The organism is Agaribacterium sp. ZY112, from assembly GCF_041346925.1.
Lineage (GTDB): Bacteria > Pseudomonadota > Gammaproteobacteria > Pseudomonadales > Cellvibrionaceae > Agaribacterium.
In genome coordinates this window covers 352,239-373,696 of sequence record NZ_CP166840.1, presented here as the reverse complement: position 1 = coordinate 373,696, position 21,458 = coordinate 352,239, and the positions used below count along the sequence as shown (strand labels likewise).

The window sequence follows — 21,458 nt, the reverse complement described above, 5'->3', positions numbered from 1 at the left end:
CTACTTGTGAATATTGCAGATTTTTGTATTCGTAAATCAACCGTTACAGCAGTTATTGCTGTATTGATGTTGCTAGGTGGCTTAAGTGCTTTTAATAGCATGAGCCGTTTGGAGGACCCTGAGTTCACCATTAAAGACGCTTTAGTGATTACCCCCTATCCGGGCGCAACAGCTCAGGAAGTTGAGCAAGAAGTAACAGACGAAATTGAAAAAGCCATCCAGCAGATGGGACAGGTCGATGAGGTTGTCTCTAAGTCAGATCGTGGTTTAAGTACTATTACCGTGACCATGAAAGACAAATACGATAGGGCTGCCTTACCGCAGGTTTGGGATGAGTTACGCCGTAAAGTTGGGGATGCCCAGGGAGAGCTACCACCTGGCGCCGTTTCTTCGATGGTAATTGATGATTACGGTGATGTTTATGGTGTGTTTGTTGCCATTTATGGTGATGAATATAGTTATGCTGAGCTTAAAAAAGTTGTTGATATGCTGCGCAAGGAATTATTACTTGTGCAAGACGTCGCCAAAATTGAGACTTTTGGTGAGCGTGAAGAAGTTATGTATGTCGAGCTCGATCGCGAGCGCATGACCCAGCTAGGTATTCCCCCCAATACCTTGATTAATTCTCTGAAAAGTAAGAATTTAGTGGCCGATACAGGTCGAGTTAAAGTGGGTACCGAATATATTGCGATCCAGCCGAGTGGTGTTATTGGCTCCAAGGAAGATTTTGAAAATTTATTAATTAGCTCGGATGGCAGCGCGCAGATTTATTTAAAAGATATTGCGGTTGTACGCAGAGACTATAAAGACCCTCAGCAAAGTATGATTCGTTACGATGGTCAAGAAGCCATCGGTTTAGGAATTAGTACAGTCAGTGGTGGTAATGTTGTTGTTATGGGTGAGGCCCTGCAGGAGCGTGCAGAAGAGTTAAAGAGCAGGATTCCTTTAGGGATTGAGGTGGGAATTATCTCAATGCAAAGTGAAGCGGTCGCAACAGCAATTAAAGGCTTTACTAGCTCATTACTGCAAGCCGTTGTGATTGTTGTGGTTGTGCTTTTGTTTTTTATGGGGTTACGTTCAGCCCTCTTAATTGGTGCCATTTTACTGATTACCATTGCTGGTAGTTTTATCTTTCTAGCGCCGTGGGGCGTAGCACTTGAGCGTATCAGTCTTGGTGCACTTATTATTGCTTTAGGTATGCTGGTCGATAATGCCATTGTGGTGGTAGATGGCATGCTAATGAAGTTACAACAAGGCGTAGAACGGCGCCGTGCTGCCAGTGAAGTGGTTGCCCAAAATGCCATGCCCTTATTAGGGGGAACCCTCATTGCCATCTTGGCTTTTGCCGCTATCGGTACGTCTAACGACAGTACTGGTGAATTCTGCCGAAGTTTATTCCAAGTTGTATTTGTCTCTTTATTACTAAGTTGGGTCACTGCTGTGACGATTATGCCTCTCTTGTGTGTATGGTTTTTAGAGGCACCTAAAAAGTCAGAAAGTGGTGATGCCTATGCCGGAGGGTTTTATAGCAAGTACCGCCGCTTTTTGGAAATGTGCATACGCCGTCGCCGCTTAACGGTGATAGCGGTACTGTTGGTATTTGCTTCTTCCTTGTGGAGCTTTAAATATGTTGAGCAGAGCTTTTTCCCGCCCTCAACTCGTCCCCAGTTAATGCTTGATATCTGGCTGCCTCAGGGTTCTCATATTAATGCCACTCGTGATACGACAGAGCAAGTTGAGCAGTATTTGCTCGGGCGTGAGGAGGTGACTCATGTGAGCTCTTTGATTGCCCAAGGTGGTTTACGCTTCTTATTGACTTATACGCCTGAAAAGCTAAATTCGTCTTATGCTCAATTAATTATGGATGTTGAGCCCGAAACGGATATGGACCAGCTTATTCTTGAGTTGGAGGCTCACATGCGTGAGAGCTATCCAGACGTATTGGCTTATGGCTCTAAATTTATGCTGGGGCCAGGTTCTGTCGGTAAAATTCAGGCGCGTTTATCTGGGCCTAATGCTAATGAGTTGCGTCGTTTATCGCTGCAAGTTGAAGAGATTTTATTAGCTGATAGTGATAGCAAGTCGGTGCGTACTGATTGGCGTCAGCGCGTGAAGGTTGTTAAGCCTATTGTTGCTGAAGAACAAGCTAATCTAAATGGTATTACCCGTACGGACATAGCCGAAACAATAAAAGAAAATTTCGATGGTGTTCAGGTAGGGGTTTATCGCGATAATGATTTATTATTGCCTATTATCTTTCGAGCGCCCGATGAGCGCCGCCGAGATGTGTCTAGCTTGAATAATGTTCAAATTTATTCCAATGCGACACATAAATTTATCCCCTTACGCCAAGTGGTTTCCGACTTTGAAACATCCTATGAGGATGAAATGTTGTATCGGCGTGATAGAAAGCTAACTATTACGGTGTTTGCAGATCCTACACTGGGGCAAGCCAGTGCGCTCTTTAAGCGTGTTAGACCGCAAATCGAAGCACTTGAATTGCCGCCAGGATATACCCTTGAATGGGGGGGGGAGTATGAAGATAGCGGCAAGGCCCAAGCCGCTCTTGCAAGCAAGTTGCCTGTCTTTATTCTTATGATGGTGGTGATAACCATCATGCTGTTTAATAATTTACGTCAGCCTTTAATTATCTGGTCTTGTGTTCCTTTGGCACTAATTGGTGTTACCTATGGTCTATTAGGTGCGCATCAGCCTTTTGGTTTTATGGCTCTGCTTGGCTTCTTAAGTTTGATGGGCATGCTAATTAAGAATGCGATTGTATTAATTGACCAGATCAATATTGAAAGTGCAGGGGGCAAACCTTTGCATGAGGCGATTGTGTTTTCGGCTATTAGCCGTTTAAGGCCGGTGAGTATGGCTGCGTTGACGACCGCTTTGGGTATGGTGCCTTTGCTCTTAGACGCTTTTTTTGCAGCGATGGCGGTTACTATTATTTTTGGTTTGATGTGTGCGACGGTTCTAACCATGGTTATAGTCCCTGTTTTATACGCATTAATTTACAGAGTTAAAGCAAGTCCTGATGGAGGGATGGAATAAAATGAATAGTCTTAAATTTGCTCTTGTATCGCTACTAATGGTGCTTTTAACAGCGTGTAGCAATGCCCCTAGAATTCACTCCAATACCGAACCGGATTGGAATTTTGCTGACTATAAGAGCTTTAATTTTGTACCGAATGCAGGCCCTGAAGAGGCTGAGAAATATGATAGTTTCACTTTGCGCTACCTAAAAGACGCAATAGTGAAAGAAATGGCTGCCCGGGGTGTAAAGCAAGTTGAAGAGGGCGGAGATGTCATGGTCAACTTCTATATACACACCAAAGAAAAGGTCAGCACCACAAGCAGCCCTTCTATGTCTATGGGTTACTATGGCTATCGCGGCCGCTACGGTTATAGCTACGGCATGGGTTATGGCACTGATACGACTGTGCGCCAATACACCGAAGGCACCCTCAATATCGACGTAGTTGATACCAAAGAAAACAAATTGGTTTGGGAAGGTATAGCCATTGGCACTCTCAGAGAGAGTGATAAAGGCGATGTGAAAAATGTTACCTATGACACGGTGTCACGTATTTTCCGCAAATACCCAGTGCCGGCTCCAGCTTCAGCTAAATAGGCAGAATGATGAAGATCTCTTCTTATAAATGGATTTTAGTAGTCGCTGCCTTGGGCAGCGCTGCGCTGCCTGCTCAAGCTTCAAAGAAATATGAGTTTTTATCTCGCTCTGTATTTGGCTCTTTTAATAAAGAGGATACAGATTCTTTACGTAAAGCTGTCGGTGAGATGCTTGATCACAGTGCTGATCGCACCGTCAGCTATTGGGAATCTAAAGACGGTTTGCAGGGGCGAATGAAAGCGACGGTTTCTTATAAAAGTGACGGTTTGCCTTGTCGCCGAGTAAAGTTTGAATTTATTAATAAGCAACAAAGGCGTGAACGTTACCAATTTGATCTGTGTAAAAATGAAAATGGATGGAAAATAAGAGAAACACCTCTGCGTTATTTTACTCAGTCTGATTCACAGGCCCTGGAGTCTAATATTACCTATACCTTAAACGATGAAGCTATTGGTTTGCCTCATACATGGAAGGCTCCCAGTACTGGTGTTGGTGGTGTGGTTGTGGCTGAAAAGGTGCAAACTTGGCAGGGTAAAAAGTGCCGTGCGGCCGCACTGAGTGTATTTGATAAAAAAGATAGGACGGCCAGTGGCCGTTATGTTTTTTGTTTTACCGAACGAGATGGTTGGACACGCTCTATAGAAGCGGAACAAGCTTTAGCAAATTAAGGTATAGGTTATTTGAAAATGATTAAAAGAATAGGTTTAGTGGTTGCTTCTGTATGGGCTTTAAGTGCGTGTACGCAGCCTGAAGAAAAAGCGCCAGTGCAAACAACGCCAGCGTATAAAAATGAGTACTCAGCGGTATCAACTGTCAGTCCTGATTTTGCTCCAAAGCCTGGAGCTAAAGTAGCCTGGTATAGAGATGTCATCATTGCTGATGAATTATCTCCTGTTAAAGTAAAGCCTGATACCACCTTATGGATTCACAGTGAGCTTAATAAACAGCTTACCGATCATGGTTATACCTTGGTTAATAATCATGATGATGCCGATTATCTAGTAGCCGCAGCGATTATTTTAGATAACAGCCATAAGGCCGATCGCATTCAACATCTTGCACAAATCTTTCCCCACTTGAATACCCACTCAAGTCAGGATCACAAAGGTTCACTGATTATGGTATTGACAAAACCTGGCTATCAAACAGCGAACTCACTGATGTGGCGCAGTGCTGTGCAAGCTTACGTACTTGGCGATAAAATATCTGCTGAACAAAGCAAAGAGCGAACTAAGGCCTTCATTCAGCGCCTAGGCGCAAGTATGCCTTCGGTGCCTTCTAACTAACTATAAATAACTGTGAACAAACAATGAAAAAACTATCTCTTTTGGGTGTGCTGTTTAGTGTCGTTTTAATGCAGGCCTGTTCTTCCAAAGACAAGCTTGAAGTAAGCACGGATTACCAGTCTTTTGATTATAGTGGTGTAAAAACCTATCACTGGTATGACGGTGATGATACTGAGCAGCATGCAGCAATGACGAGTATTGCTCATGAGCGAATTAAGTCAGCCATTGATGTAGAACTTGCCAAAAAAGGTTTCATTGAACGTGCTGATGGGGTCTTAGAGGTGAACTACAGCGTCAATGCTCGAGATCGTGCCGACGTTCATAATTATCAGGTCTATGATGGTATGGCTCCAGGTTTTACTTGGAATCGTGATGAAGGCGGCAGCTTTTTAAAGACACGTGAAGAGTACACAGAAACAGAAATTGAGAACTACCGCGAAGGTATCTTGATCATTGATGTGCTTGAGGCGACTGGTAACAAGTTACTTTGGCGCGGCACTGGTAAGCGTCGTTTACCTGAGGTAATGATGAATAAAGAAGAGCTTGATCGTGTAGTTAAAGACGCTGTAGCAAATATCTTGGCCGATTTTCCTCCCAAGCCATAAGTTCTTCTATTGACGTTCTACGCCCCAAGTTGTTCACCGCTCTTGGGGCTGTTTCTTATCTTAGGGTATTCACATTGCTAGCTGCTTAGCCACGCTTGGCGTACCATAACAACTCCCTCCTCTTGATATTCTTTTATGCAAGCCAAATTTACTCAGGGCTCCATTATGCGTCACATCAGTGTGATGACGCTGGCTTCTACAATGGGGCTCTTAAGCCTATTTCTGGTTGACCTTATCGACATGTATTGGTTGAGCCTATTGGGGGAAATAGAGCTTGCTGCGGCTATTGGTTATGCCGGATCGATTTTGTTTTTTACCCTGAGTCTTTGTATTGGTTTAAGCATCGGTGTGGGCGCAACGATTTCACAAAGTATTGGAGTGGGGGATAAAGTCGCAACTCGCCGTTTGGTGGGTAATGTCTTTCTGGCGATTATGATGATCACCACCCCAATTATGATTGCTGTGGTGCTGAGCTTACCTATCTTACTGAGTGCTTTAGGTGCAGAGGGGCGAGCGCATGAGCTCGCTCTAAGTTATAGCTCGGTGGTATTGCCGAGTATGCCACTGATGGCAGGGGCAATGGCTGCCAGTGGCGTCATACGTGCTTTAGGTAATGCTAAAGAGGCGATGTATCTGACCCTTTTAGGTGGTTTGGTCAATGCTGTGCTTGACCCTATTTTAATTTTTGCTTTGGATTGGGGGATAGAAGGAGCTGCCTGGGCTACTGTTCTGTGCCGTGTGGCTATGTTGGCTTATGGTTATTATTTGGTGGTTCACAAACATGAGCTATTCGCATGGCCTTGTCGTGCTTCGTTGAAGCGAGATTTTCGTCATTTTTCAGAAGTGGCTTTACCAGCAGCATTAACCAATTTAAGCACGCCCATTGGTGTTGCCTATGTCACGGCGACAATGGCGGCTTTTGGTGATTCCGCGGTTGCTGGTAACGCGATTGTTAGCAAAATCCAGCCTTTGGCCTTTGCGGGCTTATTTGCGCTTAGCGGCTCTGTTGGGCCTATTGTGGGACAAAACCTTGGAGCCTTGCAGTTTGATCGTATTAAGGAAACGTTAAAGCAGAGTGTGGCTTTTGTGTTGGTGTATTGCCTGGTCGCTTGTGCGCTGCTCTTTGCTTTAAGTACCCCTTTAATCTGGGCATTTAATGTCTCTGGAGAGGCCAGTGAGTTGATTCGTTGGTTCTGTTGGGGGCTATCAACCATGTTTGTCTTTAATGGTCTAACTTTTTGTACTAATGCGATCTTTAACAATATTAAGCTGGCACATTGGGCGACAGCAATGAACTTCGCTAAAGCGACTCTCTTTACTATGCCTTTTGTCTATGTTGGAGCTAGCATGGCAGGGCCGGTGGGTATTTTGATAGGTCTATGGGTGGGCTCGGCAATGATTGGTTTGTTGGGCTTGTGGGTGGCTTGGTATCAGGTTAAGCACTTGCCAGAACGCACAGCGGCCAAGAAAGCCTAGTTGTTGTCGGGCCTAAAGAAGCGCCTGTTGGGTTTTAGCAGGGCCAAACGTTTAGCTTCGGCCCATAAAGTAAGTTTCTACTCAAAGCTTGTTAAGTGGCTCTATGATTAGAACTTAGCGTCACGTTTCTTGGTGGTTTGTTCGAGAGCTTCGTTTTGTTCTTCGCTGTCAACTTGTCCCTTCTTACGAGGCTCGGCATCACCTTCCCAACGAGCTAACTTGCCATCTTCAAAAAATACGGTGAAGTGCCACTTGCCAAAGTCCTTGTCACCACGGCGCACATTGTAGAAGTAGTCCCAGCGATCTGGGTTAAAGGTATCCTCTACTAGCGGGGTGCCTAGAACATAGCGCACTTGGTTTTTGGTTTGGCCAATTTCGAGCTGATCGACCATATCTTGTTCAATAAAGTTACCCTGCATAATCTTCACCTGGTAAACCCAAGGGAATTTAAGGTTAGAACACGCACTGCAGCTAAGGATAATTAAGCTGATCAGGGTGAGATTGAGTCTTTTTTTCATTTAGGGCTTTCCGAAAGCATGCAGGCCGACGATAATACTGTGCTTTATACACACTTTGAAGCCCACGGAGCATCAAGATGGCCGCAGAAAGCCAAGAACTGAAAAAAGTTGGCCTTAAGGTAACTTTACCTAGGGTTAAAATCCTTCAAATACTGGAGAATTCCGATACCCGTCACATGAGTGCGGAAGATGTTTACAAAGCATTGTTGGAAGCGGGTGAAGATGTTGGTTTAGCCACGGTATACCGCGTACTCACTCAGTTTGAGAGTGCAGGTTTGGTTGAACGCCATAATTTTGATGGTGGTCACAGTGTCTTTGAACTTGATCGTGGCGACCATCATGATCACATGGTTTGTATCGAATCTGGTAAAGTAATCGAGTTCCACAATGAAGATATTGAGCGTCTTCAGCATGAAATCGCAGAAACGGCAGGTTATGAGATAACCGGTCATAGTTTGGTCATCTACGTTAAGCCTAAAGCTTAATCAAGGCTCAATACAGTGTTTGGGCGCTGTATTGTTTAAATTCAGCCTAGCCAAACGTATCTTTCGGACATTGTAGGGTTTGGTTGGGCTTTTCTCTTGTTTCACACCCTTTCTATATCCATTTATAGACGATTAAATATAAAGCCATTCCAAGAAGGAGCCGGCCCGATGTTTAAAAAAGGACTTGCCAGCATCACCTTGCTAGCGCTATTCCTCACTTCATCTGTTTTTGCCGAAGAGCACAAAACTCAGATCTACCATAGTTACCAAGACATTTTGGTACTGTACAAGCAATACAACTACACACCAGAAGCGTGGCAAGCTGGGGTGCGTGAAGCTCCGCGCCTTTATTTCACCAGTATCCCTGAGTCGTGGAGCAGTAAAACAAGCAAAGAAATTACCGTGGCGAATAAAAAACGCTTATTTTTCCGCGGTTTAGCTCCCTTGGTTCTGCGGGCCAATGAGCTGATTATTGAGCAGCGTAAGCGTTTTCTGAGCTTAACTAAGTCAGATTTTAAGTCTCTGAAAGAGAGCGATAAGCAGTGGTTGCTTGAGCTTGCTCGAAGCTACAAGGTGCTCAAAACGGAAGATATTAGCTTGGGAGCTGAACAAGCCGCTGAATTGGCAATCCGAGTTGATGTTATTCCAGTTAGTTTGGCCTTGGCTCAGGGCGCAGTAGAAAGTGGTTGGGGTACTTCACGTTTTGCCACTCAGGGTAATTCACTTTTTGGTCAGTGGACTTGGGGTGATCACGCCATGAAACCTTCCGAGCAGCGCAAGCACTTAGGTAATTATGGTCTGGCCGCGTTTGAAAGCCCGCTGCAAAGTGTGGTCGCCTACATGCAGAACTTAAACACGCATGCGGCTTATCAAGCTTTGCGTGAGATTCGCAGTAAGTTACGCGCGCAAGGTAAAGAGTTAACGGGCACGGCTTTGGCAAACGGGTTGGTGAAATACAGTGAAAAAGGCCAAGAGTACGTAGAGCTATTACATTCGATGATACGCCATAATCACCTAGCGGCAGCTGACAGTGCGAGTTTGACCGATATGGAGCCCATCTACTTGGTGCCAGCCAAACACGGTCAGTGAGTCCATATATTGGGCTAAGAAAAGCAGCGTGAACATACAGGGTGTGGCGCTGCTTTTTTTATGCTTATAGCGTTTGCTTTTTAGCATTGTAGCTAAGCCTAAACAGAGCTTAGCTTTTAGATTTTTTAGTCATAAATACCTTATTCTTCTTGGCTCCTAGGAATACCGCTTACCCTCCAGCCCCTATGGCTATTGGCCTCTATGTGTAGACCTTATCTTTTAAGGTTTTTGTGTGGCAGCAAATATTGCTTTTACTGTAACAGTTAAAGCAAGCGCCACTGGCTGCACTATACTGGCAACTAGATAATAGGGATGTGGAGATATGACATCATGGATGTACGTTACGCTTGGCCTTTTAATCAGAGCCAAATTCGAGTGCACGATACCCATACTGAAGCCTACGCCCGTTGGTGTTTTAACCAGCTAAGTGACTCAGCAACCAAGATCCTGCGTGATACCTCATGGGTCTTTTATATCAAGAATCAAAGTTGGTTAGAGCCGGGGCTTGCGCAGATGTTTGCCTACCACCTTGAGCCTATGATTCCGCGCATGCATATTGCTATTTTGAGAGGCAAGCTGGAAGCGGAATTACCAAGGCCTGGGCATGTCGCGGATCAGTCCAAGGTAATAGGTGCTGCCATTTGTGAGCTAATCGAAAAGGGAAAGTTAAACGGTAGCCATCTGCTTGATCGTGTAGAAGCAAGTAAACACGGAGAGCCTGATTCTCAGCAGGCTCGGGGCGCATATTGGTCTAGCTGGTAATCTGCGCACTGCTCTCGATAAAGGCTTTGATGTCATCAAGGTCTTTTTGCATCATTTTCTTCATGCTGCCCTGAATAAAGATTCCCATCAGTGATGAAATCAAGCGCATTATCAGGCTATTTGCCGAACCACTAAACGACATGCTCAAAACAGTGAGCGCACCCTCTTGTCTGACAGACATTGTTGATAGATAAATGGCACCACAGTTTTCAGCCCTCGTACGGTAGTAGCTATATTCTTCCGTGTCTGTAATCCACATTGTTTCCGTTGATTCTTTACCGAATATTTGGCGGGTTTCTTCCCACTTTAGGCCAACTAAGCCATTTTGAGGCCGCTCAAGGACCTTTGTATTGATAATGCCGCTGATTCGATCGGCGCAGTGTTCAAAATCGGTAATGGCTTCCCATACGGTTTTTATTGGGCTGTTGATTTCAGTTTCTACTTTAATATCCATATGGGCTCCATCTATTAGGATGCTAGCTGGTTCTTAGTTAAAGCGTTAATACGTTTTATCTTAGTGCCTTTCCATCGTTTGTATTTGGCTTTTGCGGTCATTTTCTTGTTGATTGAAGGCATTGTGAGCATGCCTTTGGTAATGTCGTCTTGAGCCAATTAGCGCGAAGTACTAAGCGTCGTTTAAAGGGAATTGTTCGGCTAGAAAAGCCATAAACGCATTGATTAATACTGACTTACTTGTTGCTGATCGATAGAGGGCAAAAATTTCGCTTGTTTCCCCTTCTGTCATGCTGCACCGCCACTCTCCCAAGCATGTTTGCAGTTGGCCCGAAGCAAGCTCTTCTTGAATCAGCCATTTCGAGCACTGGGCTAGACCTAGGCCATCTTTGGCAGCCTGTATGACGGCCGTTCCTCCTAGTGAAGAAAGTCGGCCATTAATTGCTATCTTTTTCTGTTCTTGGTCGGAATGTATTGTCTTAGCTTTATTTGTTTTTTTTCTGAAATACCAATAGTTTCTCTGTTTTAGTTTGCCGATTTTTAGGCAGCTGTGATGGACAAGATCTTCAGGTTTTTGGGGGGAGCCGTTTTTATGCAGATAGTCCGTACTAGCAACTAAAATAGTCTCATTGTTTAACAGTTTTCTTGCTTTTAAGCATGAGTCTTGTGGTTTGCCAATACGTATTGCTATATCGATGTTGTGTTTATTTAAGTCAATAACGTGATTATCTAAGGATAAATCGACATTAATATCTGGGTAGCGATGCAGAAAGTGTTTGAGTTTTGGCGCTAGTAAAACACGGCCAAAACTCTCAAAGACAGAGAGGTGGAGATTGCCTTTAATGTTAGAGCTTTCTTCTTTGAATCTGTGTTTAAGTCTATAGGCTTGCTCTAATAACTCATTGGCCTCATCGATAAATTGCTCACCATGCTCAGTGAGCATTAAGCTGCGCGTGCTACGTTTTAGGAGTACGGTGCCTAGTTCCTTTTCAAGCGTGCTTACTTGGCGAGTTACTGACGAGGTTGCAAGGTTTAAAGCGCTTGCAGCTTTTGAAAAGCTACCACACTCAATGACCTTTAAAAGAATTTCAATACCTGAAAGCACTCGCTTACTCCTGTTCGCCTTTGCGTATTATGCAAATGTACTTTGCATAATAGTCGTATTCAGGTTTTTTGAGCAATGCTTATGATGCGGTTGTCTTTCACAAAATAGAGCTAAGGCTTATTAAAACAGGAGTATAACTATGACAGCGCGAATTACTTTTAACGAAGTTCCATCAAGTATTTATCAGTCAATGTCTGCGATAGGTGAAACCGTACACGGTAGTGGTTTAGATAAGGGGCTGTTAGAACTTGTCTGTGTCTATGTTTCAACTGACTCAAAATGCGCCTATTGTATTGATATGCATATTAAAGAAGCCCTGCATGCAGGAATAGAACTTAATAAGCTCTATTCTGTTTGTGTGTTTGACAGCGTCGACTATTACAGCGACTTAGAGCATGCATGCTTAGCTTGGGCAAAGTTCCTACTAGAGTCTGGTAATGAGCAACAGGGGCAGGAGCTTTATCAGCAGTTACTTAACTTCATAAGCCAAGAAAACATTGCCATTTTAAGCTTGGCAATAACGAATATACATTCGTGGACAAAGCTAATGAAGGCTTTTGGTATTCCTGCTGGTGATTATCAAATAGGGCAGTTTTCTTAAGTTTCTTTTAGGCGAGAATGGCAATATACATTTTTTCTGAGTTTATTTATCTTGATTTTTGTTAAGAGCAACTCCCTGTTTAAGTATTTTAGACAGGGCCTCTTCTATAGTTGGGTATTGAAATTGGTAGCCATTATTGATGGCTTTTTCTGGTATTACTTTTTTCCCAGAGAGCAATAGCTCTACACCCATTTGTCCAAAAATAAGTTTGATCACAAACGATGGTGTTGTAAAGAAACTTGGCCGCTTAAGTGAGTGAGCTAGAGCATGCGTAAATTCACTATTATTAACAGGCTTGGGGGCAGTGCCATTAACCGGACCACTTAGTTGCTTGTTTGTTATGCATAACTCGATAATGCCAATAAGATCAATGGCATGAACCCATGGCATCCATTGTTTCCCTGTTCCTATTTTACCTCCTAGTCCTAGAGAGAAAGGAGTAAGCATTTTCTTTAATGCGCCACCGTCATGTCCGAGCACGATACCAGTTCTCAAAAGACAGGTTCGAATACCGAGTTCTGTTGCCTGTAGGGCAGAAGCCTCCCATTGCTGGCAAAGGTAAGAGGAAAAACTGTGATCGTTTCGCCCTTCTTCATTGATAGCTTGATCGCATGAATCAATACCATAATATCCAATCGCCGAGCCACTTATAAAAACTTCGGGTTTTTGTTTAAGGCGTATAAATAAGTCAATAAATTCTTGTGTGCTTGAAACTCTACTTCTAAGTAGCTCTTGCTTTTGAGCATTACTCCAGCGTTTATCGGCTATAGGTTCACCCGCAAGATTGATGGCTACATCACATTTATAGGTATCTGGCAGTTCAGTCAAATCTTGGATAAAGTGTATTTCATCTTGCTCAGAAAGACACTTAGGCGCTTTAGTGTATCTGGTCTTAATAAGCAGAGTGTGGTTTTTGACTAGCTGTTTGCATAGAGCACGGCCTATAAAACCAGTACCCCCTGAGATTAGTATATTCATGGCTTTCTCTATATTTCACTTATGTTCTGAGCACCTAATACATAGTACGTATGTAGTGGGTTTATAGATCTCTGCCTTCTTGTTGTAGTTTGCACGAGGTGGTTTAAGTTGGGACCTAAGCATATTAATAGGGTGTTTATTGGGCGCGCTGTTAAGTGAAAAAGAGTTATAAGTCCTGTAGCCTGTTACAACTTGGCCACACTCTAGCGTAGTGGCTTTCATGTTCTATGTTAACGCTAATGGCACTTGGGGTAGCTATACAATGACCAATAATGACGTGCTTAGGCGGCTTCGTTATGCTCTGGATTACAATGATGAGAAAATGCTTAAGCTTTTCTCCTTGCTCGGTGTAGAGGTGAAAAGAGCTCAGCTGTGCAGTTGGATGAAAAGCAACGACGATGACGATTATCAGAGTATGCAAGATCGTGAGCTTGCTATCTTTCTTAATGCTTTGATTGTCGATAAGAGAGGTGCTGTAGAGGGCGGGCCACCTGAACCCGAAAACAGGCTCAATAATAATCTCATCTTACGCAAGTTGAAAATTGCTTTTAAATTGCAGAGTGAGGCGATGATCGATCTGATTCAGTTGGGCGGCTTAAAAATAGGGCCTCATGAATTGAGCGCTTTTTTTCGAGCAAAAAAACATAAGCATTATCGTGAGTGTAAAGATCAGGTGTTAAGGCGATTTTTACAAGGCTTACAAGAAAAACTAAGACCTAAATCTGAGTTTGTTTGGCCTGATCTTAAAAAGTGATTTAAATAGATTTTCTAAAGTGAAAAAATAAAAGTAAGAGGGGTAGATAGGCTCCCTCTTACTTTGTACTTGTTTTAGTGACGCTGATCTGGAGGAAGGGTAGAAGGGTCTTCGGTATTAAACAAGGTTGCTTCAACTAAGCCGCTTGCACCAAGATTGGAGCTTGCGCCAATATTTACAAATGAGCCTGTTAGGGTTGATCGTTCAGCTGCATCTAATGCGCCATTGCCATTATCATCAGTGTTAAATAAGTTAAACGTTGATAGACCCTGACGAGATACGGTGAAGTTACTGAAGTCATTACCGTCAATTTCTAAATTTCTAAACGCTAATGCAAAAATACCGCTACGAGCAGAGCCGTAGAATACGTTATTAATAACCTTAACGCCGACGGTTGCGTCTGCACTGTTTGCATTACTGCCGTGGTCTTGGAAAGGTAAAACGCTAATCGCCTGATTGTTTTGATCCCCATTAACCACTCGGTTGACAGCAACAGTGTTGTTTTGCACGGTAACATCACGGGACATATGCTCAACATTAATACCTGATGAGAAATCATATTGATCACTGGTTGTACCAATGGTTTCAACATAGTTATGTTCGATACTGACATCGGCTACTTTGGCGACGGCAATTGGAAATTCGCTTGCTCGAACTGGGTCAGAGGAAGCTTGGCCAGTATTATGAGAAATAACACCGCCATTAAATTTCGTGATCAAATAATTGTTGGCACCACGATATGCTTGTGTATTTGTCGGAAAACCTGGTGCCTCATACGCATTAAAGCCATCGTTGCCTGCATCAATCTGCACGCCTACTTGCATGCTCAGTTGGCCCGCATCAACAAAGAATCTATTTTCCTTAATTATTAATGAACCAGCACTTTGGTAATACAAGCGTTGTCCGGCTGTATCGTAGAGATTGGTTGATGTTGGGTTGAATGTAGCTAATGAGGCGTCGCGAGTCAGGTCTATCCCTTTGTTTAGGTTGCGAAAGGTGCTTTTCTGCACACTTAAGTTAGAAGGAATAAGGCCTTGGTTGCGTAATCCAGCAGTCGCATTCATCAAAGTTACGTTATAAAGGCTAAAGTTATTTGAGCGTGTTGTGCCTTTATTATTCATTTCTACTAGCGTGTTAGAACCATTGCGGTTGTTGCCATTAATAGTTAGGTTGCGAAGTACAACATTGTTAGCTGCTATAACAAAAGCAGGTGTAAATTCTGCATAGGCTCCGCTTGTTGGCACGCTGTGATTAATGGTTTTACCGTTACCTTCAATCGTGATGGACTTAGTAATCGTAATGGCTTCTTGGTAAGCGAAGTTGGCTGACAAAGTAATAACATCACCGGCATTTGCGTTGTTGATTGCGCTCACTAAGGCGCTACGACTTGCGACGCCAGCAACGGGCTGATTGTTATCACTGCTTGTTTGAGGGGTAAAGGCAAGGCGTGTTTCACCGCAACCACTCCACATAACAAGGTTTGTGCCGTTGGCTGGATTTGCCGAACCTCCATTGGGGTGTACACACATGTTGCTGGATACTTGTTGCATGCTTCCGGCTACGCTTCGGTTGAAACGCACCCGGTCGGCAAAATCACAGCCATCCCACAAAACTAAATTAGTCCCGTTCTCAGGAATACTGGCGCCGCCAGGATGTACACATTTATTAGAGGGTAGGTGCTTAATGCTACCGCCTGAGGTCCAGCTAAACTGAGATGCAAGGCCTGAGCAACTGTTGCTAAGTACAACTTTACTACCGTTAGCAGGGCTGGCTGAATTGTTCTCTGTGCTTAAGCACATGCCCGACGAGTGCCCTATCGTTTGGGCTTGAAGTGAAGACGATATAACCGTGCTTAAAAGCGTAAAGCCGGCGACAGAACAGAATAAACGAAAACGACTAAGTTTTGCTTGCATGGGACACCTTATTTTTATTGAAGCTAAATTTATAGTGCAAGCCATCCCTGGGAACTCTGATATAGAACCTTAAGTAGTAAATGGTAGGAAGGTTATAGCTATATCAAAGGCGCATTATTGGTTGTGTTTGTATGTACTGTCAATGAAAAACGCGCCACCATGATGCATGTGGGAATTTAAGTATCAAACTGCGTCAGTAACACGACGCCTTGTCTTATTCGAAAAAGTAATAAGTGGTGTTTTTCAGGGTAAGGATCAAGAAAAGTACTTCGTTACTACTGGATATGTTCTATAGCTTGCATTCTGTGAGGAGAGATTTACTAAGCTTTGATGGGATGATCTAGTGCCTATAGATTTATGCCCTCTATTTTATTGAGGGCATGTTTCATTTTCTATTATGGGTTTAATACTGCTTTTAATGTTAACGGCGTTTAACAAGTGTGCCAGCGCTTTTAGGTCGACTTTTGGTTTTTTCACCGTTGACATTGCGACCATCGCGATTACTAGCTTTGCTGTTGTTGCTGGTCGTTTTATTGCTGCTATTACCGCTGCGACGTTTATGACGGCTGCCAGTTGGCTTTTGGCCGTCGCGGTGTTCATCGCTATTACGATGATTGTCTTTGCGTTTTTTATTGTTTGTAGCATTTCGAGCAGGGCGGTTTCCTTGCTCTTGTGTTCGGTTTTCGTTAGTTGATTTTGGCTTTTTCGGTTTTTTTATTTTTTTAGGTTTAAAATTAGCTGTTGATGCTGGCAACTCATGCGAAGGTTCAAAGCCTGGCTCGTACTCACGATCAATAAGCTTACCTATTAAGCGTTCAATATCGACAAGCAGTTTATGTTCGTCAGCAGCTACAAGTGAAACGGCTTCACCTGTGGCTCCAGCACGACCTGTTCGGCCTATGCGGTGAACATAGTCTTCTGGGACATTAGGAAGGTCATGGTTAACCACTTGCGGTAGTTGGTCGATATCAATGCCGCGAGCAGCAATGTCGGTGGCAACTAATGCACGTATTTTTAAATCTTTAAATTCGGCCAGTGCGCGTGTGCGTGCGCCTTGGCTTTTATTGCCATGAATCGCGGCCGCCTGAATACCAGCTTCAATTAATTGTTTTGTTAATTTGTTGGCGCCGTGTTTGGTTCGGCAAAAGATGAGTACTTGTTGCCATTGATACTGTTTGAATAAGGCGATAAGCAAGCGGGCTTTTTGTTTTTTATCAACGGGAACCAACCATTGTTTAACGGTTTTAGCCGCCGCATTGCGAGGTGTTACAGATATTTCTACGGGATTGCGCACCATGGATTTAGCCAGTTCTCGAATTTCTTTCGAGAAAGTGGCTGAGAACATCAGGCTCTGACGTTCTTTAGGTAATACTTTTAAAATACGTTTTATATCGTGAATAAACCCCATATCGAGCATGCGGTCGGCTTCATCAAAGACCAATACTTCTAATTGCTTAAACTTAACGGCGTTTTGGTTGTGAAGGTCGAGTAAACGACCTGGTGTTGCAACCAAGACATCAACACCACGGCGTAAGCGCTGCATCTGAGGGTTGATCTTTACTCCGCCAAAAACGACGGCTGAGCTTAATTGCAAATGCGCACTATAGTGGGCAACATTTTCTGCTACTTGGGCTGCAAGTTCGCGTGTTGGACATAGGATAAGGGCGCGAACTTGGTTGGCCGAGGCGCGTTCACCACGGCTTAGTCTATCGAGAATCGGCAAGCTAAAACCTGCTGTTTTACCTGTGCCTGTTTGTGCTGCTGCGAGTACGTCTCGACCTTCCAGTACCGCCGGTATAGCCTCGGCCTGAATAGGGGAAGGAGTATCGTAGCCTTGGTCTTCAACAGCTTTTAATAGTTCGGCTCGCAGGCCAAGATCGGCAAAGCGTTTGCTCACATTTCATCTCGATAGGGTAAAGGGGCGCGCAGCATACTGGAATGCTGACGCAGGCGCCATGATTAGTTTGTTTTTTGTACGATTTCTTGAGGGCGGGCTTGTTGGTGGTAGCTGTGGGGGCCTGCTCTTGATGAACACCAATACGCCATTGGAGCAAGGAGACCTTTGGCCCCCTATTATCTCGTACCTTGTATCAATGGCGACGATAGTTGCACTCTTAATATGTACGTGCATGTGCAACAGCCTAGTTGTGCAGTGGTTATAAGCCTTAAGCAGGACTGTTATTCTATATTAGGGAATACAGTTCTCCAGTCGTTTTTCATGTTAATCACTGTCCAGTTTTTTTCTTGCGCTTCAAGTAATGCTTTATCTAGCTTACCAATGCTTGATGTTTTGTCGTAAGCCCATTCTCTTTGGGCGTCGGTATGATGCACCAATACTTTTAAGCTTAAGCCTTTACCTGCATCAGTCCATTGCAGCATTTGATGGTCACCATCGGAATTGCCAAAGGCGGCAATAGGGCGGCGGCCTATGTGGTGATTTATTGCTAGGGGTTTCCCCTCTTTATCATCGATAAAATTAATCTCAGGTAGGCGTTGAATGATCGGTTTGCCTTCCTGCCAGCTGAATCCTGTTTTGATTGAGCTGCCAATAACTTGCTCTGGAGGAATGCCATAGACTTCTTCAGAAAAGACTCGTATAAATTCAATACCGCCACCGGAGACGATAAAGGTTTTAAAACCTTTGGAGCGCATATAGTTCAGCACTTCTAACATGGGCTGATAGATCATGTCTGTATAGGCGCGTTTGGTCGTAGGGTGCACACTGTTACTCAGCCAGTTGCTGACTTCGAGTTTAAATTCTTCCGTGCTCATACCCGCGTGAGTGGCCATAAGCAGAGTCATTACCGCTTTCATACCGCCTTTTTCAAGAGTGGCGATGTCGCCCTCGAGTGCTGCTTTAAAAGGCTGAGTGTTCTTCCATTCAGGGTGCTGAGAGGCCTGCTTTTTAATTTGGTCCAATACAAAAAATAATTGAAAGTACATGGGCTGTTCGGCCCAGAGGGTGCCGTCGTTATCAAATACAGCTATGCGCTCGCTGACGGGCACATAGTGTTCTGAATCCGAGTTTGTTGTTTGTTCTACAAATTCAATAATTTGCTGTTTGCTTGTGTTGTTGTTCCAGGAGGGTAGAGCATCTGTTTGTTGCTCTTTGCAGCCGAGTAAAACAAGGCTAAGTGCTAGTGCGCTAATAATTCTAAGTGCCATTAATAAGCTCCTTTTATTGAGTGCTAAATTCTTAGGCTGTAAATAAAATCGGCCCTGGTGGGGCCGATTAAGGTGCTAAGAGCTATTAGTGTTTCATCATCAAGCGGCGAGCTTCTTGCTCTAGGTCGGCGTAGGCTTCGCCTTCAACCGTAACAGCAACACCTTGAATTTCACCGCCGGTGAAACGTCCGGGAGAATTGTACTCTTTACTTACGGCATCGCCGCTGTCGTAACCTACACATAGGCCGTCACCGGAAAGAGTGAACTTACCGGGCTGGGTACGCATAGAGCCTTCAGCAACAACTTTGTCGTCTATGTAAAGTTTGGCTTTACCAATAGACTCTTTATGTTTACCGGTAGACTCTTTAATAAACTCAACACCAACGGTATAGGTGCCAGGTTTGAGTTTTTCTTTGCTGGTGAACTTCTGCTCTGGGTCTATACCGAGGAAGTTGTACACGTAGTTAAGTTTGCCGTCTTTAATAAACAAGCTGTGGCCACCAAAGCGTGAACCGTGAGCGAAGATCACACCTTCGCTGTCTTTAGTGATTTCGACATTAGCCAATATCTTATAGGAGCGACCGCGAACATTGGCGGCAACACCTTCAGGCACTGGGGCTGTATCTGGGTAGTAGATATGGCGCTCACGTGGTTTCTCAGTGGTCGGTCTATAGGTGAGTAATTGCTCAAGCGGAGTTCTGTCATCCAGTGGCAATACTAAGTTTTCCTGAGCTTGTTTAAACCATTCCTTTTTTAACTCTTCGAGTTTTTCAGGATATTTGGCGGCAAGATCGGTCGACTCTGACCGGTCGACATCGACGTGGTAGAGCTCCCATTTATCGTTTTCAAAGTCGCCTTTGCCAAAGGGGGCGTGAACGCTTGCTGCTTTCCAGCCATCTTTCCAAATACCGCGAGTACCAAACATGCTGTAGTACTGAACGTCTTTTTGGGTTTTGCCGTCTGGTTTGGCGTCGAAGCTGTAGGCCATAGAAACACCGGCAAGTGGATACTGGGGAGCGCCCTTAAATACTTGTGGCATTTCCAAACCGGTTAGTTCAAGAATGGTTGGTACGATATCCGTGCTGTGGTGATACTGATGACGCAATTCACCGCGCGCTTTAATGCCTTTAGGCCAGGAGATTACCAGTGGATCACCGGTGCCGCCTGCAAATTGAGAGTAGCGCTTAAACATTTGGAATGGTGAAGAAAAAGCTGCAGCCCAGCCAGTAGGATAGTGGTTGTAGGTTTCAGGGCCACCGAGTACCTCGAGGTACTTCATGTTTTCTTCCATTTTATCTGGCCAGCCGTTAAAGAATTTGTTTTCGTTAACCGAGCCGTTTGGTGTGCCTTCACCCGAAGCGCCGTTATCGGCAGCGTAAAGAATAATGGTGTTTTCCAGCTGTTTGCTTTTTTCTAGGTAATCAATAATACGGCCAACTTGGGCGTCGGTGTATTCAGAGAAACCGGCGTAAACTTCAGCCATACGGGTGAAGAGTTTTTTCTGATCGGCACTTAGGCTGTCCCAGGCGGGAACCATGTCCGCAGCATCGGCCAAATCTTTTGGCAATGGGTTAAGTGGCGTCAGCTTGGTATTTTGAGGAACGATACCGCGCTCTTTCATGCGGTTTAATACCCATTCGCGATACACCTCATAACCGTCATCAAATACGCCTTTATATTTATCGGCGTAATCTTTAGGGCTGTGGTGAGGCGCGTGGTTGGCACCTGGGTTAAACCAAAGGAACCAAGGCTTAGATGGGTTCGAGGCTTTTTGGTTGCGAATCATCTTAATGGCTTGGTCGGCCAAATCTTTACTTAGGTGGTAGCCGTCTTCTGGTAGATAAGGCTGGTCGATAAAGTGATTATCTTCAACCAAGTCTGGATACCAGTTATTGGTTTCACCGCCTAAGAAACCGTAAAAACGGTCAAAGCCTTGCTCTAGAGGCCACTGCTTGCGGCTCGCACCTTCAGAAACATCGGTTTCTGGAAGGTTGTGGTTTTTACCAATCCAGAATGTGCTCCAGCCATTTTCTTGAAGGATTTCGGCTACGGTTGCCGTTTCTTCGGGGATACGACCGTGCTGGCCGGGGAAGCCATTAATGCCTTCAGAAATAGAAGCAAAACCATTTACGTGGTGATTGCGGCCGGTTAATAAAGTAGAGCGGGTTGGCGAACATAGAGCCGTTGTGTGGAACTGGGTATAAGTCAGGCCGTTTTCCGCGATCTTGTCCAGGGTCGGCATATTGATGGCGCCACCATAGGGGGACCAAGCTGCCATGCCTGTATCATCGTACAAAACAAATAACACGTTGGGGGCATCCGATGGAGCCGCTTTGGGCATATAAGGTTCCCAGTCAGCTTTGGATTTGCGGATGTCGATGTCGATTTTGCCTTTAAACTCTTTTGCGGCTTTTTCGGCCGGAGTAATAAGGGCGTCGGAAGTGGTGAGCTGAGTATTTTCAGCTTTTTCTACTTCCTTTACGGCGAGTTTTGTTTCTTCTTTACAGGCGCTCAGGCTAAGGCCGAGCGTCGCGGCGATTGCAGCGACTAAGAGGCGATGCTTCATTGGTCCATCTTCCGTGTGTAATTGATGAAAGAAGTTGTTTCTATTTAAACAAGGGCTGGCAGCTT

Annotated in this window: 19 protein-coding genes; 11 read left to right on the top strand and 8 right to left on the bottom strand. The window is 44.4% G+C overall.

Annotated features, from left to right (window positions below; genetic code table 11):
- Positions 1–6: 6 nt before the first annotated feature.
- From AB1S55_RS01665 to AB1S55_RS01640, 6 genes are all read left to right on the top strand, one after another.
- Complete coding sequence (locus tag AB1S55_RS01665) at positions 7–3,057, top strand: efflux RND transporter permease subunit (RefSeq protein ID WP_370980042.1); 3,051 nt, start codon at positions 7–9, stop codon at positions 3,055–3,057.
- A 1-nt stretch (position 3,058) separates the two neighbouring features.
- Complete coding sequence (locus tag AB1S55_RS01660) at positions 3,059–3,637, top strand: DUF4136 domain-containing protein (RefSeq protein ID WP_370980041.1); 579 nt, start codon at positions 3,059–3,061, stop codon at positions 3,635–3,637.
- Between the two features lie 5 nt (positions 3,638–3,642).
- Positions 3,643–4,305: a hypothetical protein gene (locus tag AB1S55_RS01655; RefSeq protein ID WP_370980040.1), complete on the top strand. Its 663-nt coding sequence runs from the start codon at positions 3,643–3,645 to the stop codon at positions 4,303–4,305.
- 18 nt (positions 4,306–4,323) lie between these two features.
- Positions 4,324–4,923, top strand: a complete 600-nt coding sequence (locus tag AB1S55_RS01650) for a hypothetical protein (protein WP_370980039.1) — start codon at positions 4,324–4,326, stop codon at positions 4,921–4,923.
- 23 nt (positions 4,924–4,946) lie between these two features.
- Complete coding sequence (locus tag AB1S55_RS01645; RefSeq protein WP_370980038.1) at positions 4,947–5,528, top strand: DUF4136 domain-containing protein; 582 nt, start codon at positions 4,947–4,949, stop codon at positions 5,526–5,528.
- Between the two features lie 165 nt (positions 5,529–5,693).
- Positions 5,694–7,004 (top strand): MATE family efflux transporter, encoded by a 1,311-nt coding sequence (locus AB1S55_RS01640; protein ID WP_370980037.1) that lies wholly within the window; start codon positions 5,694–5,696, stop codon positions 7,002–7,004.
- Between the two features lie 107 nt (positions 7,005–7,111).
- Here the strand turns inward: AB1S55_RS01640 and AB1S55_RS01635 are convergent, their stop codons facing one another.
- Positions 7,112–7,522, bottom strand: coding sequence for an outer membrane protein assembly factor BamE (locus tag AB1S55_RS01635; protein WP_370980035.1), 411 nt, complete (start codon positions 7,520–7,522; stop codon positions 7,112–7,114).
- A 77-nt stretch (positions 7,523–7,599) separates the two neighbouring features.
- Here AB1S55_RS01635 and fur point away from each other — a divergent pair, with 77 nt between their 5' ends.
- The 3 genes from fur to AB1S55_RS01620 all read left to right on the top strand — a co-directional run bounded on the left by fur (position 7,600) and on the right by AB1S55_RS01620 (position 9,858).
- Positions 7,600–8,007 (top strand): ferric iron uptake transcriptional regulator, encoded by a 408-nt coding sequence (fur, locus tag AB1S55_RS01630; protein WP_370980034.1) that lies wholly within the window; start codon positions 7,600–7,602, stop codon positions 8,005–8,007.
- Between the two features lie 168 nt (positions 8,008–8,175).
- On the top strand, positions 8,176–9,096 hold the full coding sequence (locus AB1S55_RS01625; RefSeq protein ID WP_370980033.1) for a glucosaminidase domain-containing protein: 921 nt from the start codon (positions 8,176–8,178) through the stop codon (positions 9,094–9,096).
- Between the two features lie 330 nt (positions 9,097–9,426).
- Positions 9,427–9,858, top strand: coding sequence for a hypothetical protein (locus AB1S55_RS01620; RefSeq protein ID WP_370980032.1), 432 nt, complete (start codon positions 9,427–9,429; stop codon positions 9,856–9,858).
- Here AB1S55_RS01620 and AB1S55_RS01615 read toward each other — a convergent pair.
- Together AB1S55_RS01615 and AB1S55_RS01610 are read right to left on the bottom strand one after the other, a co-directional pair.
- On the bottom strand, positions 9,848–10,312 hold the full coding sequence (locus AB1S55_RS01615; protein ID WP_370980031.1) for an SRPBCC family protein: 465 nt from the start codon (positions 10,310–10,312) through the stop codon (positions 9,848–9,850). The genes AB1S55_RS01620 and AB1S55_RS01615 overlap by 11 nt on opposite strands.
- 171 nt (positions 10,313–10,483) lie before the next feature.
- Positions 10,484–11,416, bottom strand: coding sequence for a LysR family transcriptional regulator (locus AB1S55_RS01610; RefSeq protein WP_370980030.1), 933 nt, complete (start codon positions 11,414–11,416; stop codon positions 10,484–10,486).
- Between the two features lie 139 nt (positions 11,417–11,555).
- Here AB1S55_RS01610 and AB1S55_RS01605 point away from each other — a divergent pair, with 139 nt between their 5' ends.
- Positions 11,556–12,017: a carboxymuconolactone decarboxylase family protein gene (locus AB1S55_RS01605; protein WP_370980029.1), complete on the top strand. Its 462-nt coding sequence runs from the start codon at positions 11,556–11,558 to the stop codon at positions 12,015–12,017.
- A 42-nt stretch (positions 12,018–12,059) separates the two neighbouring features.
- On the opposite strand, the gene AB1S55_RS01600 is transcribed toward AB1S55_RS01605, so the two are convergent.
- The gene (locus tag AB1S55_RS01600; protein ID WP_370980028.1) at positions 12,060–12,995 is read right to left on the bottom strand and encodes a TIGR01777 family oxidoreductase; all 936 of its coding nucleotides are present in this window, start codon (positions 12,993–12,995) and stop codon (positions 12,060–12,062) included.
- A 220-nt stretch (positions 12,996–13,215) separates the two neighbouring features.
- Between AB1S55_RS01600 and AB1S55_RS01595 the strand changes: the two genes are divergently transcribed.
- Positions 13,216–13,749, top strand: coding sequence for a DUF1456 family protein (locus AB1S55_RS01595; RefSeq protein ID WP_370980027.1), 534 nt, complete (start codon positions 13,216–13,218; stop codon positions 13,747–13,749).
- A gap of 74 nt (positions 13,750–13,823) precedes the next feature.
- Here the strand turns inward: AB1S55_RS01595 and AB1S55_RS01590 are convergent, their stop codons facing one another.
- The 4 genes from AB1S55_RS01590 to AB1S55_RS01575 form a co-directional block, all read right to left on the bottom strand.
- Positions 13,824–15,662, bottom strand: a complete 1,839-nt coding sequence (locus AB1S55_RS01590) for a hypothetical protein (protein ID WP_370980026.1) — start codon at positions 15,660–15,662, stop codon at positions 13,824–13,826.
- A gap of 421 nt (positions 15,663–16,083) precedes the next feature.
- Complete coding sequence (locus AB1S55_RS01585) at positions 16,084–17,559, bottom strand: DEAD/DEAH box helicase (RefSeq protein WP_370980025.1); 1,476 nt, start codon at positions 17,557–17,559, stop codon at positions 16,084–16,086.
- Between the two features lie 281 nt (positions 17,560–17,840).
- The gene (locus AB1S55_RS01580; RefSeq protein WP_370980024.1) at positions 17,841–18,827 is read right to left on the bottom strand and encodes an HAD family hydrolase; all 987 of its coding nucleotides are present in this window, start codon (positions 18,825–18,827) and stop codon (positions 17,841–17,843) included.
- 85 nt (positions 18,828–18,912) lie between these two features.
- Entirely contained in the window at positions 18,913–21,393 is a 2,481-nt protein-coding gene (locus AB1S55_RS01575) for a sulfatase-like hydrolase/transferase (RefSeq protein ID WP_370980023.1), read from the bottom strand.
- Between the last annotated feature and the right edge of the window lie 65 nt (positions 21,394–21,458).